The organism is Paracidovorax cattleyae, assembly GCF_900104515.1.
GTDB classification, from domain to species: Bacteria; Pseudomonadota; Gammaproteobacteria; order Burkholderiales; family Burkholderiaceae_C; genus Paracidovorax; species Paracidovorax cattleyae.
In genome coordinates, this window is the sequence record NZ_FNJL01000018.1 from 40696 (window position 1) to 57884 (window position 17189).

The following is a 17189-nucleotide window of genomic DNA, read 5'->3' on the forward strand; positions in this document are numbered from 1 at the left end:
GAGCCAGCATGTTCGAGCGAATCATCCATTTCTCCATCGCCCATCGCTGGCTCGTGATGCTCGCCGTCGCGGGCATGGCGGCCCTGGGTATCTACAACTATCAGCGCCTGCCCATCGATGCGGTACCGGACATCACCAATGTCCAGGTGCAGATCAACACGGCGGCACAAGGCTACTCCCCGCTGGAGACGGAGCAGCGGGTCACCTATCCGATCGAAACGGTGATGGCGGGACTGCCGGGGCTGAAGCAGACCCGGTCCCTTTCACGCTACGGGTTGTCGCAGGTCACGGTGATCTTCGAGGACGGGACGGACATCTATTTCGCCCGCCAGCTGGTCAACGAACGCATCCAGGCAGCGCGCGAGCAGATGCCCGAAGGCGTGAGTCCCGTGATCGGGCCGATTTCGACGGGCCTGGGCGAGATCTACCTGTGGACCGTGGAGGCCGAGGAGGGCGCGCGGCGCCCGGACGGCAAGGAATACACGCCGACCGACCTGCGCGAGGTCCAGGACTGGATCATCAAGCCGCAGCTGCGCAATGTGAAGGGCGTGACCGAGATCAACAGCATCGGCGGATTCGCCAAGGAGTACCAGGTCGCGCCGAGTCCTGAGAAGCTCCATGCCCATGGCCTGACGCTCGCCGATGTCGTCACGGCCCTGGAGCGCAACAACGAGAACGTGGGGGCCGGCTACATCGAGCGCCGCGGCGAGCAGTACCTGATCCGGGCGCCCGGGCAGGTGCGGACCATCGAGGATGTCGGGAACATCGTCGTCAGCAACGTGGCCGGCGTCCCCATCCGCATCGGCGATGTGGGTGAGGTGATCGTCGGCAGGGAACTGCGCACCGGAGCCGCGACGGACAATGGCAGGGAGGTGGTCCTCGGCACGGTGTTCATGCTCATCGGGGAGAACAGCCGCACGGTCTCGCAGGCCGTGGACCGGAAGATGGAGGAAATCAACCGGACCCTGCCCGCGGGCGTGAAGGCCGTGACGGTCTATGACCGCACGGTGCTGGTGGACAAGGCGATCGCCACGGTGAAGAAGAACCTTCTCGAGGGCGCGGTCCTGGTGATCGTGGTGCTCTTCGCATTCCTCGGGAACATCCGTGCGGCGCTGATCACCGCCATGGTCATTCCGCTGGCGATGCTCTTCACGTTCACGGGGATGGTCTCGCAGAAGGTCAGCGCCAACCTCATGAGTCTCGGGGCACTGGACTTCGGGATCATCGTGGACGGCGCAGTGGTGATCGTCGAGAACTGCATCCGGCGGCTGGCCCATGTGCAGCACGCCGCGGGGCGCGCGCTCACCTTGAAGGAGCGGTTCGCCGAAGTGTTCGAGGCGGCCCGGGAAGCCCGGCGTCCGCTGATCTTCGGCCAGCTCATCATCATGGTGGTGTATCTGCCGATCTTCGCCCTGGCGGGGGTCGAGGGCAAGATGTTCCATCCCATGGCCTTCACCGTCGTGATCGCGCTGTTCGGCGCCATGATCCTGTCGGTGACCTTCGTGCCGGCCGCGGTCGCGCTCTTCATCGGCAGGCATGTCGCGGAGAAGGAGAACCGGATGATGGCCTGGCTGCGCGGACGCTATGAACCGCTGCTGGAACGGGCGCTCGGCGCAAAGCTGGTGGTGCTCACGGCCGCCATGGCCGCCATCGTCCTGTGCGGGCTCATGGCGACCCGCCTGGGCACCGAGTTCGCCCCGAACCTCAGCGAAGGAGACCTCGCCATCCAGGCCATCCGCATTCCAGGCACCAGCCTCAGCGAATCGGTCGCGATGCAGCAGAAGATCGAGATCGCCGTGAAGGCGAAATTTCCCGAGGTCCGGCGTGTCTTCGCACGGACGGGAACCGCGGAGATCGCCTCCGATCCGATGCCTCCGAACATTTCCGACGGCTACATCATGCTGAACCCGGAGAGCGAGTGGCCCGAGCCGCGCAGGACCCCGGCGGAACTGCGGGAAGCCATCCAGGAGGAGGTCGAGAAGATCGCCGGCAACAGCTACGAGTTCTCGCAGCCGATCCAGCTGCGGTTCAACGAGCTCATCTCCGGCATCCGCAGCGACGTCGCGGTCAAGATCTTCGGCGACGACATGGACGTGCTGAACAGGACGGCGGCCGGCATAGCGGCGGTTCTGCAGAAGCTGGACGGCGCCTCGGAGGTGAAGGTCGAGCAGACCACGGGCCTGCCCGTCCTGACCGTGGGCATCGACCGCGCCAGGGCCGCGCGCTACGGCCTGAACATCGCGGATGTGCAGGGCACCCTGGCGACGGCCGTGGGCGGCCGGCGCGCGGGCACGATGTTCGAAGGCGACCGGCGCTTCGACATCCTGGTCCGCCTGCCGGAGGACATCCGCAGCGACCTGGAGGCGATCCGCCGGCTGCCCATCGCCCTGCCCAGGAACGGCACGGCCGCGACTTCGTTCATCCCGCTGGGCGAGGTGGCCTCCCTGGACATCGCGCCGGGGCCCAACCAGGTGAGCCGCGAGAATGGCAAGCGCCGGATCGTCGTCAGCACCAACGTGCGCTCGCGGGACCTCGGTTCCTTCGTGTCGGAGGCGCAGGCGGCGATCCGCGAAGTGCCGCTCCCCTCGGGCTATTGGGTGGAATGGGGCGGCCAGTTCGAGAACCTGCAATCCGCCGCGAACCGCCTGAAGATCGTGGTGCCGGTGTCGCTCGGCCTGGTGTTCGTGCTGCTGTTCGCCATGTTCGGCAACGCGAAGGACGGCCTGCTGGTGTTCACGGGGATACCGTTCGCACTGACGGGCGGGGTGCTGGCGCTCTGGCTGCGCGACATCCCGCTGTCCATCTCCGCGGGCATCGGGTTCATCGCGCTTTCCGGGGTGGCGGTGCTCAACGGCCTGGTGATGCTGTCGTTCATCCGGCAGTTGCGCGGGGAAGGCATGCCGCTGCACGAGGCGGTGCGGACCGGCGCGGTGCAGCGCCTGCGCCCGGTGCTCATGACCGCCATGGTGGCATCTCTCGGCTTCATTCCCATGGCCCTGGCCACGGGTACCGGATCGGAGGTGCAGCGCCCGCTGGCGACGGTCGTGATCGGCGGCATCCTGTCTTCCACCGTCCTGACGCTGCTGGTGCTCCCCCTAATCTACAGCATGGCGCACCGCAGGGATGGCATGCGCGGCAGCGGTGGGGCGGGCGTGGCCTGACGGAGAAACGCGGCCCCGCAGGGGCGCAAGCCAGGGCCCTTGCGGACCGCGGCTTGTGCGGCGACGGCGCCGTCCGCGTCAATCCGCGCCGGAGGTGCCGCCGCCCTGCGTGCCGGCCGCATTGCTCCCGAAGCGCCGGCAGTGGTTCTTCCCGTCCTGCTTGGCTTCGTACATCGCATGGTCGGCCTGCCGCAGCAGCAGGTCGGGCGTATCGCCGTCGAGGGGGTAGAAGCTCAGGCCCATGCTGGCCGAGACGAAACCCTGGCCCTTGGGCAGCGGCACGGGCTGGCGCACGGCGTGCAGGATGCGGTCGATGAGGGGCGTGCAGTCCTCGGGGGTCTGCAGTCCGTTGATGAGCACGACCATCTCGTCGCCGCCCAGGCGGGCGAGGGTGTCTTCCGCGCGCAGCTGGGCCTGGATGCGCCGGCCGACCTCGATGAGGAGCTGGTCGCCGGCGGCATGGCCGTGCTGGTCGTTCACGCGCTTGAACCCGTCCAGGTCGAGGTAGCAGACGGCCAGCAGCTGGCGCCTGCGCTGTGCCTGCGCGATGCCCTGCACGAGGCGGTCCGCCAGCAGGCGCCGGTTGGGCAGGCCCGTGAGGCTGTCGTAGAGCGCGATGTGCTGCAGTTCCTGCTCGTGCGCCTTGATCTGGCTGATGTCGGTGATGACCACGATGTAGTGGTGCGGATAACCTTCCTTGCCCAGCACGCTGGCGATGGAAATGCGCTGCGGCATGGCGATGCCCAGGCCGCGGCCCAGGATCTCGCCCTGCCAGTACCCCTGCCACTGGATGGTGCGCCAGATCGCCGCGAAGCGCGGCCGGTCGGGTGCGCGGTCTTCCGCGGCCCCGTCCTCCGGCATGTCTTCCGAGCCTGGGTAAAGCTGTTCCACCGGGGTGCCGAGCAGGTCCTGCCGGCAGATGCCGGTCATGCGCTCGAAGGCGGGATTGGCATCCACGATGTGGTGGTCCGAGTCGAGGATCAGCACGGCCTCGTAGCTGTGCTCGAACACGCTGGCCGCGATGCCCAGGCGCATTTCGGCTTCCTTCACGCCGCGCAGGTCGATCAGGAAGCCGACGAACAGCGGGCCGTCCGGTGCGTTGGCGCGGCCGATGGACAGGCGCAGCGGCAGGGCGCTGCCGTCGCGGTGCAGGCCGACGACCTCGCGGCCGGTGCCGATGATGCGGGCCTCGCCGGTGGCCAGATAGCGCTGGAGGTAGCCGTCGTGGGCTTCGCTGTCGGGGGAAGGCATCAGCATGCGGATGTTGCGGCCCAGCACGTCGCCGGCCGTCCAGCCGAAGATGCGCTCGGCCGACTGGTTGAAGCTCTGGATGATGCCGCGCCCGTCGATGGTGATGATGCCGTCCACGGCCGTGTCCACCAGCACGCGCAGGCGCGATTCGCTGCGCCGCACCTTGCGGTAGAGATCGCGGTAGAGAATGAAGCCGTTCACTGCGCCGGCGAACAGGCCCACGCAGGCGGTCACCAGGGTCACGGTGAGCGCCATCATCTGCACCCAGTCGCGTCCCCCGCCGCCGTCGGGCTCGGCCGCGCCCACGAAGCGGGCCGCGGCCATGGCGGTGTAGTGCATGCCGGAGATGGCACAGCCCATGATGGCTCCGCCCAGCAGGTTGGCCTTCCACGGCGCCATGCCGAGGCGGCGCTTGAGAATGAAGCGCACCCACAGTGCAGCGTTGGCCAGCGCCACGGCCACCACCAGCGAGGCGGTGAACCACAGCGGGTCGTACCGCAGCAGCGGGGCCATGCGCATGGCCGCCATGCCCATGTAATGCATGGCGCCGATGCCCGCGCCCACAAGCACGCCGCCGAGCACCAGCTGGCGGGGCCGCACATCGGGGCGCGCCAGCAGCGACAGCGCCAGCCAGGAGGCGCACATTCCGGGGAACATCGACAGCAGCGTGAGTGCCACGTCGTAGTGCACCTCGGCACACAGCGTGAACGACAGCATGCCGATGAAATGCATGGACCATATGCCCGCGCCGAGCGCCACGCCGGCGCTGGCCAGGGCGAGCACGCGCGACAGCGAGATCTGGGCGCTGCGGGCCTGGCCGGAGAGGTAGAGCGCAAGCGCGGAGGACAGCACCGCGACGGCCACCGAGAGGGCGACGAGCGCGGGATCGTGGCTGCCGGTGAGCAGGGCGCCCGCGGGCAGCCCGTCGGCCGCGTCCAGAAGAAAGAAACGCTCCAGCTCCAGCATGCGCAATGCTCCTCCCAGGTGTCTGTGATGTCGGCGGCCCCCCTTCCGTAGCGGCCGCCGGCGGTGCCCCGTCCGCACCCAGGCGGCGTTGCCTTTTCTCTCGTGTCTCCAATGATGCGGCGTGCTTCGTCCCTCGACAAGCCGCCGCCCCAATATCCCGGTGCTGCGGCATGCATGCGGCGCGGCAGGCTGCGCGTCAGCCTCCGGGTCCAGGGCTGCAGCGTGAAGGGGGCGGGGAGGAGGGGCGAGGGAGCGATTCAGGCCGCGGCCTGCAGGCCCTGGGTGAAATGGTCGAGCATGGCGGCCGCCGCGCGTTTGCCATCCCGCGCCTGCAGGGCGCCGAGGAGGTCCGCGTGCTCGCGCAGCGACTCCTCGATGCGGCCCTGGCGCAGCAGGGAGTTGTGGCGGTTGAGTTTCATGACCTTGCGCAGGTCGGCGACCATCTGGTTGCGCCAGCGGTTGTCCGCCAGCTCCAGCAGTCGCATGTGGAAGCGTTCGTTCACGCCGAAAAAACGCTCCCGGTCGTCCACCGAGGCGGCCAGTTCGGCATGCAGCACCTCCAGCTCGCGCATCTGGGCATCGGTGGCGCTCTCGGCGACCACGCGCGCGGCATCGCTTTCCAGCAGCGCGAGCAGGTGATAGACATCGCGCAGGTCCTTGTCCGACACTTCGGTGACGTACGCGCCCCGGCGCACCTTCATCGTCACCAGCCCTTCGGCCGCCAGCACCTTCAGGGCCTCCCGCAGGGGCGTGCGGCTGATGCCGAATTCCTCGGCGATCTTGAGCTCGTCGATCCAACTGCCCGGCTGCAGCTCCCGGCGGAAAATGCGCTGGCGCAACTGCTCCGCCACCTCTTCGTAGAGTGCGCGTGGGGTGAGCAAGGCGGTGGACATGGCGCGGAATGGTACGTCAAAAAAATGATGAATTAATAATTATGGAATCGGCTAGACTAGCCCTCGCTTTTCCGTGCGGCCCGGAGACAAGGCGGCGCGGAACCTCCGACCGACAAGCAAAACCCCGACGCGAGCCATCCATGAGCAGCAGCCAGACGCCCCCGCCCGAATTCCAGCCCGCCGATCTCGCCGCCTGGGCGAAGGCGGCGGCCAGGTCCGCACCGGGCGGCGATGTCTCCGCGCTGAACTGGGTCACGCCGGACGGGATCACCGTGAAGCCGCTCTATACGGCAGAGGACGTGGCAGGCCTTCCCCATGCCAATACCTTGCCGGGTTTCGAGCCTTACCTGCGCGGCCCGCAGGCGACCATGTACGCCGTGCGTCCCTGGACGATCCGGCAGTACGCGGGCTTCTCCACGGCGGAAGAGTCGAACGCCTTCTACCGCAAGGCGCTGGCGGCGGGCGGGCAGGGCGTTTCGGTGGCGTTCGACCTCGCCACGCACCGCGGCTACGACAGCGACCATCCGCGCGTGACCGGCGACGTGGGCAAGGCCGGCGTGGCCATCGACAGCGTGGAGGACATGAAGATCCTCTTCGACGGCATCCCGCTCGACAAGGTGAGCGTTTCCATGACGATGAACGGCGCCGTGCTGCCCGTGCTGGCCGGCTACGTGGTCGCCGCCGAAGAGCAGGGCGTGCGGCAGGACCAGCTCTCCGGGACCATCCAGAACGACATCCTCAAGGAGTTCATGGTCCGCAACACCTACATCTACCCGCCCCAGCCTTCGATGCGCATCATCGGCGACATCATCGGCTACACGGCGCGGAACATGCCGAAGTTCAATTCCATTTCGATCTCCGGCTACCACATGCAGGAGGCGGGCGCCAACCAGGCGCTGGAGCTGGCCTTCACGCTGGCCGACGGCAAGGAGTACGTGAAGACCGCGATCGCCTCGGGCCTGGACGTGGACGAGTTCGCCGGACGGCTCTCGTTCTTCTGGGCGATCGGCATGAACTTCTACCTGGAAGTGGCCAAGATGCGCGCGGCGCGGCTGCTGTGGTGCCGCATCATGAAGAGCACCGGCGCGAAGAACCCCAAGAGCCTGATGCTGCGCACGCACTGCCAGACCTCGGGCTGGTCGCTCACCGAGCAGGATCCGTACAACAACGTGGTGCGCACCACCATCGAGGCCATGGCGGCCGTGTTCGGCGGCACGCAGAGCCTGCACACCAACAGCTTCGACGAGGCCATCGCGCTGCCCACCGAGTTCTCGGCCCGCATCGCGCGCAACACGCAGCTCATCATCCAGGAAGAGACGCACATCACCAACGTGATCGATCCATGGGCCGGCAGCTACATGATGGAAAAGCTCACCCAGGACATGGCGGACGCCGCCTGGAAGATCATCGAGGAGGTCGAGGCCATGGGCGGCATGACCGCGGCGGTGGACTCGGGCTGGGCCAAGCTCAAGATCGAGGCGGCTGCCGCGGAGAAGCAGGCGCGCATCGATTCCGGCAAGGACGTGATCGTGGGCGTGAACAAGTACCGCCTGGCCAAGGAAGACCCGGTGGACATCCTGCAGATCGACAACATGAGGGTGCGCGAAGGCCAGATCGGGCGGCTCGAGCGCATCCGTGCCACGCGCGATGGCGCCGCCGTGCAGCAGGCGCTGGATGCCCTGACCGCAGCCGCGGAGTCCGGCACCGGCAACCTGCTGGAGCTGTCCATCCAGGCGATCCGCCTGCGCGCCACGGTGGGCGAGGTGAGCGATGCGCTGGAGAAGGTATTCGGCCGCCACCGCGCCGACACGCAGAAGGTGACCGGCGTCTATGCCGCCGCCTACGATTCGGCCGAGGGTTGGGAAAAGCTCAAGGGCGAGATCGACGCCTTCGCGGAAAGCGAGGGCCGCCGCCCGCGCGTGATGATCGCCAAGCTGGGCCAGGACGGCCACGACCGCGGCGCCAAGGTGGTGGCCACGGCGTTCGCCGATCTCGGGTTCGACGTGGACATGGGGCCGCTCTTCCAGACGCCCGAGGAATGCGCGCGCCAGGCGATCGAGAACGATGTGCACGCCGTGGGCGTCTCCACGCTCGCGGCCGGCCACAAGACGCTGGTGCCGGCCATCATCCAGTCCCTGCGGGACCAGGGCGCCGACGACATCATCGTGTTCGTGGGCGGCGTGATCCCGCAGCAGGACTACGAATTCCTCTACGAATCGGGCGTGAGGGGCATCTACGGCCCGGGCACGCCGATCCCGGCGAGCGCGAAGGACGTGCTGGAGCAGATCCGCAAGGCCGTGGCCGCCTGAGGATGCGTGCGTCCGCGATGCCTGTCGCCTCGTCGTTTTTCCCACCGCCCGGACCCTCCGGCCTGGGCTGGGAGGCCGTCTCCCGAGGGGACTTCGCCGCCATGGCCGACCTGCGGGCCGAGGCGTTGCGCGAGAGCCTGGAGGGGCTGGGCCGCTTCGATCCGGTGCGCGTGCGGGAGCGGCTGCGCGATGCCTTCGTGCCCGAAGGCATGCGCCACATCGTGCGGAACAGCGAGCGCATCGGCTACCTCACGCTGCTGCCGCGCGCGGCCGACGGCACGCTACGGCTGCACCATCTCTATCTGCGGCCGGGCGCGCAGAACGCGGGCGCCGGCAGCTGGGCCATGGCCTGGGTGCAGGCGCAGGCCCGGGAGCGCGGCTGCGACGTGACGCTGTGCGCGCTCAAGGGCAGCGACGCCAACCGCTTCTACCTGCGCCACGGCTTCCGGCAGGTGGCCGAGGCGCCTTTCGACCTGGAGTACCGCTGGAGCCCGTCGTGGGACGGCCCGGCCCCGGGGACGCAGCCATGAATGCGCCCCCCCATCCGCTCCTGGCCGGCATCACCGGCGCGCCCGGCCCCGTGCAGCGCCGCGCCATCGCCAAGGCCATCACGCTGCTCGAATCCACGCGCGCCGACCACCGCGCGCAGGGCGACGGGCTGCTCACGGCCCTGCTGCCGGACACCGGCAAGGCCTTCCGCCTGGGCCTGAGCGGCGTGCCCGGCGTGGGCAAGTCCACTTTCATCGAGGCGCTGGGTCTGTACCTGATCGCGCAGGGCCACCGCGTGGCGGTGCTGACCATCGACCCGTCCTCCAGCGTGTCGGGCGGCTCCATCCTGGGTGACAAGACACGGATGGAGCGCCTGTCGGTACACGAGCAGGCCTATATCCGCCCCAGCCCTTCCAGCGGCACGCTGGGCGGCGTGGCGGAGAAGACGCGCGAGGCCATGCTGGTCTGCGAGGCGGCCGGCTACGACATCGTGATCGTGGAGACGGTGGGCGTGGGCCAGAGCGAGACCGCCGTGGCGGGCATGACGGACATGTTCGTGCTGATGCAGCTGCCCAATGCCGGCGACGACCTGCAGGCCATCAAGAAGGGCGTGATGGAGATCGCGGACCTGGTCGTGATCAACAAGGCGGACATCGACGCCCACGCGGCGACGCGTGCCGAGGCGCAGATCACCTCGAGCCTGCGGCTGTTCAGCCAGCACGGCCACCCCGGGCATGCGCGGCACGACACGGCGCTGTGGCATCCGCGCGTGCTGCAGATCAGCGCGCTGCAGGGCCGCGGCGTGGACGCCTTCTGGGCTGCGGTGGACGACTACCGGCGCGTGCAGGCGGCCAACGGGCACCTCGCGGCGCGGCGCCGGCAGCAGTCGCAGGCCTGGATGTGGGAGCGCATCGATGCCGGATTGAAGCAGGCGTTCCGCGCGCAGCCGCAGGTGCAGGCGATGCTGCCGGGCCTGCGCGAGGACGTGCTCGCCGGGCGCATCGCGGCATCGACGGCGGCCCGCAGCCTGCTGCAGGCAGGCGGCTTCGCGCCGCCCTGACCGGCCCCTTCGCGGGCAGCGGGCGCGCCACACGGACACCGCACAGACAACTTCACGGATCGTTGGAAGGAAGACCATGCAAGACATCCTGGAACAGCTGGAGAAAAAACGCGAGCAGGCCCGCCAGGGCGGCGGCGCGAAGCGCATCGAGGCGCAGCACAAGAAGGGCAAGCTCACCGCGCGCGAGCGCATCGAACTGCTGCTGGACGATGGCACCTTCGAGGAATGGGACATGTTCGTGGAGCACCGCTGCACGGACTTCGGCATGCAGGACCAGAAGATCCCCGGCGACGGCGTGGTGACGGGCTACGGCATGATCAATGGCCGGCTGGTGTTCGTCTTCAGCCAGGATTTCACCGTGTTCGGCGGCGCGCTGTCGGAGGCGCATGCCGAGAAGATCTGCAAGATCATGGACCAGGCCATGAAGGTCGGTGCCCCGGTGATCGGCCTGAACGACTCGGGCGGCGCGCGCATCCAGGAAGGCGTGGCGTCCCTGGGCGGCTATGCGGACGTGTTCCAGAAGAACGTGATGGCCTCGGGCGTGATCCCGCAGATCAGCATGGTGATGGGCCCCTGCGCGGGCGGCGCCGTCTATTCGCCCGCCATGACGGACTTCATCTTCATGGTGAAGGATTCGAGCTACATGTTCGTCACCGGGCCCGAGGTGGTCAAGACCGTGACGCACGAGGAGGTCACCGCGGAGGAACTGGGCGGCGCCGTCACGCACACCACGCGCAGCGGCGTGGCCGACATGGCCTTCGAGAACGACGTGGAGGCGCTGATGATGCTGCGGCGCCTGTACAACTACCTGCCGCTCAACAACCGCGAGAAGCCCCCGGTGCGCAGGAGCACCGATCCGGCCGACCGCAAGGACCTGAGCCTGGACACCCTGGTGCCCGAAAACCCCAACAAGCCCTACGACATGAAGGAGCTGATCGCCAAGACGGTGGACGACGGCGACTTCTTCGAGCTGCAGCCCGACTACGCGCGCAACATCGTCGTGGGCTTCGGCCGCATGGACGGGCAGGTGGTGGGCATCGTGGCGAACCAGCCGCTGGTGCTGGCGGGCTGCCTGGACATCAAGTCCAGCATCAAGGCCGCGCGCTTCGTGCGCTTCTGCGATGCCTTCAACATCCCCATCGTGACCTGCGTGGACGTGCCCGGCTTCATGCCCGGCACCAGCCAGGAGTACGGCGGCATCATCAAGCACGGCGCCAAGCTGCTGTACGCGTATGCCGAGGCCACCGTGCCCAAGATCACCGTGATCACGCGCAAGGCCTACGGCGGCGCCTACGACGTGATGGCCTCCAAGCACCTGCGCGGCGACGTGAACCTGGCCTGGCCCAATGCGGAGATCGCGGTGATGGGCGCCAAGGGGGCCGTGGAGATCATTTTCCGGGAGGACAAGAACGACCCCGCCAAGCTGGCCGCGCGCGAGGCCGAGTACAAGGCCCGCTTCGCCAACCCCTTCGTGGCGGGCAGCCGGGGCTTCATCGACGACGTGATCCTGCCGCACGAGACGCGAAAGCGCATCTGCCGCAGCCTGGTCATGCTGCAGAACAAGAAGATCGAGAACCCGTGGCGCAAGCACGGGAACATTCCACTTTAGGTTGCAAGGTGAATGGCATGACCCGCCTGGCGTCGTCGCCGCATCTCGTCGTGCCACGTGTACTGCCTGGGATGTAACGTCTCGCTAGAGCCGGTTTGCTGGGGCGGCTTTCCAAGTCATATATAAAAATGAAGGAATTTGATAATGGAGAGTGTTGCTCTGGAGCCTGGATTAATTATAGGAAATAATGTCCCTCCAGGTGTTTTGGACGGGTTTGAAATCAGGCCGCCCTCGGTTCCGCCAACGGCTCGACGTATCATTGACGAGCAAATGGGGGGATGCATTGGCTATGCGTACGAGGGCTCGCGTGGGGTTTGGCATATTTACAATGCAATGGGAGAAAAGGTCGCCATCGAAGAAATTCCTTTGGAGGCATCGCCGATTGATCCTTTCGATGTGTTGATTCTTGGGGGCCTGCTTTTGAAGCTGGGCCGATGGGGATGGGTCGCACGTAAGAATGGCCCGGCCGCTATTAAATTTGCCGGAGAAGTGGTGGTGCAGAGATTTGCCAAGTTATTACGCGCCAGACTCTTGGCGCGCTAAAGCAAGGCAGTTGAAATTCACTGAATCCGCGGCGCGACATATGGCAGAGCCAACAAGATTCGTGCCTATTCATATCCTCGAAGGGGCTATTCGATTCGGTGCAAGAAGAGCAGATCCCAAGGGGGTTCAAGGCTATTTTATGTATACATTTCCTGAAATGATAAAACTGACCAGGCAAGTGGTCATGATTGAGGGGCGGAGAGAGATGATATACATCCCGAAAAAGTATAATCTTGAGGTTTTGGTGCGAGAGGCCGATTGGACGATTTCACATTTTAAATACTGGTAGTAGATATGAAAATCGAACATCCTGACGCCATTATTTTTATTAACCCTATTTCTCGCCATGTCGAGGAACAAGGTGGGCCGTATTTGGACTGGATTGTGCTCCAGATAAACATCTCTACGAAGGCGTTTAATGGGGTGTCCGATTGGAGTGTCATGCCTTTCGAGATAAAAAAATTCAAAGATGAACTCTCGATTTTTTACGAATCTCTTGTAAGTGGCAATCCAAGTGCTGGATCTGTCTGCTTCTCCGGAATTGAGCCGCATTTTTCATTGAATTTGGAGTTGATTGATTTGGTCGGCCATATATCTGTGAAATACTGCCTTCATGATTTCCCCGTCGGTCCAAAGCTTCAAGGTGAGTTTGAAATTGATCAGAGTTATCTCCCCCAAATGATTGGGGATTTGGATGATCTGCTCGATTTTCGAGGAAAATGATTTGGTCTTATTTTATTATTCAGTCGATGGAAGCCCTGGCATCCAGGCACGGCTCGAACACCCGTTCCGATTGCTCAAGCGCCAGTTCGGGCATGCCAATGTGCGCCACCGAGGGCTGGCTGAGAACACAGCGCAGTTGCACACGCTGTTGCGTGTTGCGCAGACCTTTCCTAAGCCTTTATGAATACTGTCTGGATCGTCGATGGTGCCTACCTCTTCAACTACGGCAAGAGCAGGCCCTTCGACTACCTCAAGCTGAAGAACGAGATCACCCGGCTGAATGGCGGGCCGATCCGCGAGAGCTACTACCTGAACTCCGTGAGCGACCCTGCCACGGATGCGCAGAACGCGTTCCACTCGTGGATCAAGACCGCGCCGCCCCATGGGCCGAAGTTCCGGGTGCAGCTCTACAAGCTCAAGAGGATGCACATGAGCTGCGCGGCATGCGGCCACTCGTCCGACCGGTGGGTCCAGAAGGGGGTGGACGTGGGCATCGCCACGCTGATCATCAAGCTGGCTGCGCAGAACGTCTACGACCGGCTGATCCTTTCCGCGGGAGACGGCGATTTCGAGGACGCGATCTCCTACGTGAAATCCGAACTGCACAAGGAGGTCTGGGTGTCCGGCTCCGCGGCCAGCCTGTCTCCGGACCTGCAGTCGTATTCGGACAACGTCCTCTGGATGGAGGACATGAGCCCGACCATCGACCGGACCTCCTGATCGCCTGCCCGGCAGCTCCATCCACGTCCGCCCGCAACCCCATTTCCGACGCACCATGTTCACCAAAATCCTCATTGCCAACCGCGGCGAGATCGCCTGCCGCGTCATCGCCACCGCCCGCCGCATGGGCATCGCCACGGTGGCCGTGTATTCCGATGCCGACAAGGACGCCCGCCATGTGAGGCTGGCCGACGAGGCCGTGCACATCGGCGCGGCGCCCTCGCGCGAGTCCTACCTGCTGGCGGACCGCATCATCGCGGCCGCGAAGCAGACGGGCGCGCAGGCGATCCACCCGGGCTATGGATTCCTTTCGGAGAACGAGACCTTCGCGCAGCGCTGCGAGGACGAAGGCATCGCCTTCATCGGCCCGAAGGCGCATTCGATCGCGGCCATGGGCGACAAGATCGCGTCCAAGAAGCTCGCCAACGAGGCGAAGGTCAACACCATCCCGGGCTGGAACGACGCCATCGCATCGGCTGAAGCAGCCGTGGAGATCGCGCGCGACATCGGCTACCCGGTGATGATCAAGGCCTCGGCCGGCGGCGGCGGCAAGGGCCTGCGCGTGGCCTGCAACGACAAGGAGGCGCTCGAAGGCTTCACCGCCTGCCAGAACGAGGCCCGCAACAGCTTCGGCGACGACCGCATCTTCATCGAGAAGTTCGTGCAGCAGCCGCGCCACATCGAGATCCAGGTACTGGGCGACGCGCATGGCAACGTGATCTACCTGAACGAGCGCGAATGCTCGATCCAGCGGCGCCACCAGAAAGTGATCGAGGAGGCGCCGTCGCCCTTCATCAGCGATGCGACGCGCAAGGCCATGGGCGAGCAGGCCGTGGCGCTGGCGAAGGCCGTGAAGTACCAGAGCGCCGGCACGGTGGAGTTCGTGGTCGGTAAGGACCAGGATTTCTACTTCCTGGAGATGAACACCCGCCTGCAGGTGGAGCATCCGGTGACGGAGTGCATCACGGGCCTGGACCTGGTGGAGCTGATGATCCGCGTGGCGGCCGGCGAGGCGCTGCCTCTCGCGCAGGAAGACGTGAAGCGCGACGGCTGGGCCATCGAGTGCCGCATCAATGCCGAGGACCCGTTCCGCAACTTCCTGCCCTCCACCGGGCGGCTGGTGCGCTTCCAGCCGCCGCTGGAGAGCATGTTCCAGGCCGACACCGAGAAGAAGCTTGGCGTGCGGGTGGACACGGGCGTCTATGAGGGCGGCGAGATCCCGATGTTCTACGACTCGATGATCGCCAAGCTCATCGTGCACGGCACGGACCGGGAGGACGCGATCCACAAGATGCGCGCGGCGCTCAACGGCTTCGTGATCCGCGGCATCAGCAGCAACATCCCGTTCCAGGCGGCGCTGCTGGCGCACCCCAAGTTCGTGTCCGGGCAGTTCAACACCGGCTTCATCGCGGAGCACTACGGCCAGGGCTTCCATGCCGAGGACGTGCCGCACGACGATCCGCTCTTCCTGGTGGCGCTGGCCGCCTGCATGCACCGCCGCTACCGCGCGCGCGCCAGCGGCATCAGCGGCCAGCTGGCGGGGCACCAGGTGAAGGTGGGCGAGCAATTCGTGGTGGTGGTGCTGGGGGCCGGGGGCGAGAACGTGCACCACGAGGTGTCGGTGACCGACTTCCAGGATCCGTCCGGCGGCAGCAGCGTGCGCGTGGGCGGCAAGGACTATCAGATCGGCAGCGCTGCCACGCTGGGCCAGATCCGCGTGCAGGGCCAGTGCAACGGCGTGGGCTTCACCGCCCAGGTGGAGCGGGGCGCAGGCAAGAACCCGCTGGCGCTGCGCATCGCGCACAACGGCACCCAGATCGAGGCCATGGTGCTGTCGCCGGCGGGTGCTCGGCTGCACCGGCTCATGCCCTACAAGGCGCCGCCGGACCTGTCGCGCTTCCTGCTCTCGCCCATGCCCGGCCTGCTGGTAGACGTCGCGGTGCGGGAGGGCCAGAAGGTGCAGGCCGGCGAGAAGCTGGCGGTGATCGAGGCCATGAAGATGGAGAACATCCTGTTCGCCGCGCAGGACGGCGTGGTCGGCAAGGTGGTGGCCGGCAAGGGTGAATCGCTCGCGGTGGACGACATCATCCTCGAGTTCCAGTGAAGACGGCGACGTCCGCTGCCGCCGGGCCGGGATGGCGCCTGCCCGGTGCGCGCCTGCCGCTGGCCCTGGCCGGGCTGGTGCTGCTGGCCGACGGCGTGTGGCTCATGGCGATGCGCCAGTTCAACCTGGGCGTGGCGCTGCCGGCGGTCTGCGGTGCCGCGCTGCTGGCGCTGGTGCTGCGCTGGGAGCAGGCGGCCCGCTGGCGCCGCGGGCACCGGGGCCGCACCTGGGCGTGGCGCCTGGCCTGGTGCGCGCTCGGCCTCTGGATGGTGTCGGTGCTGTGGTTCTGGGCCCTGCTGCGCAACTACGGGGTGCCGCCGGCCGAGGTGCTGCCCGTGCAGGCGATCGTGGTGCTGGGCGCCGGCACGCTGGACGGGCAGCCGCGGCCCACGCTGGCTGCGCGGCTGGACACGGCCGCCGAGCTGGCGCGCCGGCAGCCGCAGGCGCTCGTGGCCGTGTGCGGCGGCATCGACCTGGGCGAGACCGAGAGCGAAGCCGCGATCATGGCCCGCTACCTGAATGAGCGTCACGGCATCGCACCCGCACGGATCGTGCAGGAGCGCGAGAGCACCAGCACGGAACTGAACATCGCGCTCAGCCGACCGCTGCTGCAGGCGCGCGGGGTGGCCGCTGCGGCGCCCACGGCCGTCGTCACGAGCGACTTCCATCTCATGCGCGCCACGCGCATCGCGCGCCGCCAGGGGCTGGCCGGCGTGGTGCCGGTCGGTGCCCCGACGCCGGTCAACACGCGCTACAACGCCTGGCTGCGTGAATACTTCGCCATGCTCAGCAGCTGGGCGCTGAGCGAGATCTGAATCCACCGCGGCCTCGCCAGGGCCGGTTTTCTTCCAGGAGTTTCCTCATGACTTCCGACACGCGCCCCTTCAAGGTTCTCGGCATCCAGCAGATCGCCATCGGCGGCACCGACAAGCAGCGGCTCAAGACGCTCTGGATGGACATGCTGGGCCTGCAGCAGACCGGGACGTTCCGCAGCGAGCGCGAGAACGTGGACGAGGACATTCTCTCGATGGGACAGGGCGCCCATGCCGTGGAGGTGGACCTGATGCAGCCGCTCGACATCGACCGCAAGCCCGCCGTGCACGCGACGCCGCTGAACCACGTGGGCCTGTGGATCGACGACCTGCCGCGTGCCGTGGAATGGCTCACGGCGCGGGGCGTGCGCTTCGCGCCGGGCGGCATCCGCAAGGGGGCCGCGGGCCACGACATCACGTTCCTGCACCCCCGGGGCAACGAGGAGTTTCCCATCGCCGGCGAAGGCGTGCTGGTCGAACTGGTGCAGGCACCTCCGGACGTGATCGCCGCGCTGGGCTGACGCGGCCCCGGCCTGCGCCGCTGCGCCG

At 66.6% G+C, this 17189-nt stretch carries 13 protein-coding genes and 1 pseudogene; 12 read left to right on the forward strand and 2 right to left on the reverse strand.

Translation table 11 applies throughout. The annotated features are described in order from the left end of the window. The first annotated feature begins 8 nt into the window (after positions 1 to 8). Complete coding sequence (locus BLR05_RS15460) at positions 9 to 3161, forward strand: CusA/CzcA family heavy metal efflux RND transporter (RefSeq protein WP_092835744.1); 3153 nt, start codon at positions 9 to 11, stop codon at positions 3159 to 3161. Between the two features lie 78 nt (positions 3162 to 3239). Here the strand turns inward: BLR05_RS15460 and BLR05_RS15465 are convergent, their stop codons facing one another. After that, complete coding sequence (locus BLR05_RS15465; RefSeq protein WP_092835746.1) at positions 3240 to 5378, reverse strand: sensor domain-containing diguanylate cyclase; 2139 nt, start codon at positions 5376 to 5378, stop codon at positions 3240 to 3242. 257 nt (positions 5379 to 5635) lie between these two features. Continuing rightward, on the reverse strand, positions 5636 to 6271 hold the full coding sequence (locus BLR05_RS15470) for a GntR family transcriptional regulator (protein WP_092835748.1): 636 nt from the start codon (positions 6269 to 6271) through the stop codon (positions 5636 to 5638). A 140-nt stretch (positions 6272 to 6411) separates the two neighbouring features. Between BLR05_RS15470 and scpA the strand changes: the two genes are divergently transcribed. The 11 genes and pseudogenes from scpA to BLR05_RS15515 all read left to right on the forward strand — a co-directional run bounded on the left by scpA (position 6412) and on the right by BLR05_RS15515 (position 17161). Further along, a complete protein-coding gene (gene scpA / locus BLR05_RS15475; RefSeq protein ID WP_092835751.1) occupies positions 6412 to 8580 on the forward strand; it encodes a methylmalonyl-CoA mutase in 2169 nt (722 codons plus the stop codon). Positions 8581 to 8681: 101 nt separating this feature from the next. Next, positions 8682 to 9110, forward strand: coding sequence for a GNAT family N-acetyltransferase (locus BLR05_RS15480; protein WP_092835754.1), 429 nt, complete (start codon positions 8682 to 8684; stop codon positions 9108 to 9110). Next, positions 9107 to 10129: a methylmalonyl Co-A mutase-associated GTPase MeaB gene (gene meaB / locus BLR05_RS15485; RefSeq protein ID WP_092835841.1), complete on the forward strand. Its 1023-nt coding sequence runs from the start codon at positions 9107 to 9109 to the stop codon at positions 10127 to 10129. Before BLR05_RS15480 ends, meaB begins: the two co-directional genes overlap by 4 nt. Positions 10130 to 10205: 76 nt before the next feature. Beyond that, on the forward strand, positions 10206 to 11738 hold the full coding sequence (locus BLR05_RS15490) for an acyl-CoA carboxylase subunit beta (RefSeq protein ID WP_092835756.1): 1533 nt from the start codon (positions 10206 to 10208) through the stop codon (positions 11736 to 11738). A gap of 144 nt (positions 11739 to 11882) precedes the next feature. Beyond that, entirely contained in the window at positions 11883 to 12281 is a 399-nt protein-coding gene (locus tag BLR05_RS25975; RefSeq protein WP_143015934.1) for a hypothetical protein, read from the forward strand. Positions 12282 to 12575: 294 nt separating this feature from the next. After that, positions 12576 to 13004 (forward strand): WapI family immunity protein, encoded by a 429-nt coding sequence (locus BLR05_RS25980; protein WP_143015935.1) that lies wholly within the window; start codon positions 12576 to 12578, stop codon positions 13002 to 13004. Between the two features lie 40 nt (positions 13005 to 13044). Continuing rightward, positions 13045 to 13188 (forward strand): annotated as a pseudogene (locus BLR05_RS15495) (transposase); the annotation flags it as partial. Continuing rightward, entirely contained in the window at positions 13185 to 13724 is a 540-nt protein-coding gene (locus tag BLR05_RS15500; RefSeq protein ID WP_092835761.1) for an NYN domain-containing protein, read from the forward strand. The pseudogene BLR05_RS15495 and the gene BLR05_RS15500, both read left to right, overlap by 4 nt. A gap of 55 nt (positions 13725 to 13779) precedes the next feature. After that, a complete protein-coding gene (locus BLR05_RS15505; protein WP_092835763.1) occupies positions 13780 to 15828 on the forward strand; it encodes an acetyl-CoA carboxylase biotin carboxylase subunit in 2049 nt (682 codons plus the stop codon). After that, entirely contained in the window at positions 15825 to 16643 is an 819-nt protein-coding gene (locus BLR05_RS15510) for a YdcF family protein (RefSeq protein ID WP_092835765.1), read from the forward strand. Before BLR05_RS15505 ends, BLR05_RS15510 begins: the two co-directional genes overlap by 4 nt. A 47-nt stretch (positions 16644 to 16690) precedes the next feature. Next, complete coding sequence (locus BLR05_RS15515) at positions 16691 to 17161, forward strand: VOC family protein (RefSeq protein WP_092835767.1); 471 nt, start codon at positions 16691 to 16693, stop codon at positions 17159 to 17161. Positions 17162 to 17189 lie beyond the last annotated feature (28 nt).

Excerpts from the sequence above, each read along its gene's own strand:
- BLR05_RS15500 (WP_092835761.1), top strand. The coding sequence starts at position 13,185 with ATGAATACTGTCTGGATCGTCGATGGTGCCTACCTCTTCAACTACGGC.
- BLR05_RS15480 (WP_092835754.1), top strand. The coding sequence starts at position 8,682 with ATGGCCGACCTGCGGGCCGAGGCGTTGCGCGAGAGCCTGGAGGGGCTG.
- BLR05_RS15465 (WP_092835746.1), bottom strand. The coding sequence starts at position 5,378 with ATGCTGGAGCTGGAGCGTTTCTTTCTTCTGGACGCGGCCGACGGGCTG.
- BLR05_RS15515 (WP_092835767.1), top strand. The coding sequence starts at position 16,691 with ATGACTTCCGACACGCGCCCCTTCAAGGTTCTCGGCATCCAGCAGATC.
- meaB (WP_092835841.1), top strand. The coding sequence starts at position 9,107 with ATGAATGCGCCCCCCCATCCGCTCCTGGCCGGCATCACCGGCGCGCCC.
- BLR05_RS15505 (WP_092835763.1), top strand. The coding sequence starts at position 13,780 with ATGTTCACCAAAATCCTCATTGCCAACCGCGGCGAGATCGCCTGCCGC.
- BLR05_RS25980 (WP_143015935.1), top strand. The coding sequence starts at position 12,576 with ATGAAAATCGAACATCCTGACGCCATTATTTTTATTAACCCTATTTCT.
- BLR05_RS15460 (WP_092835744.1), top strand. The coding sequence starts at position 9 with ATGTTCGAGCGAATCATCCATTTCTCCATCGCCCATCGCTGGCTCGTG.
- BLR05_RS25975 (WP_143015934.1), top strand. The coding sequence starts at position 11,883 with ATGGAGAGTGTTGCTCTGGAGCCTGGATTAATTATAGGAAATAATGTC.
- scpA (WP_092835751.1), top strand. The coding sequence starts at position 6,412 with ATGAGCAGCAGCCAGACGCCCCCGCCCGAATTCCAGCCCGCCGATCTC.
- BLR05_RS15490 (WP_092835756.1), top strand. The coding sequence starts at position 10,206 with ATGCAAGACATCCTGGAACAGCTGGAGAAAAAACGCGAGCAGGCCCGC.
- BLR05_RS15470 (WP_092835748.1), bottom strand. The coding sequence starts at position 6,271 with ATGTCCACCGCCTTGCTCACCCCACGCGCACTCTACGAAGAGGTGGCG.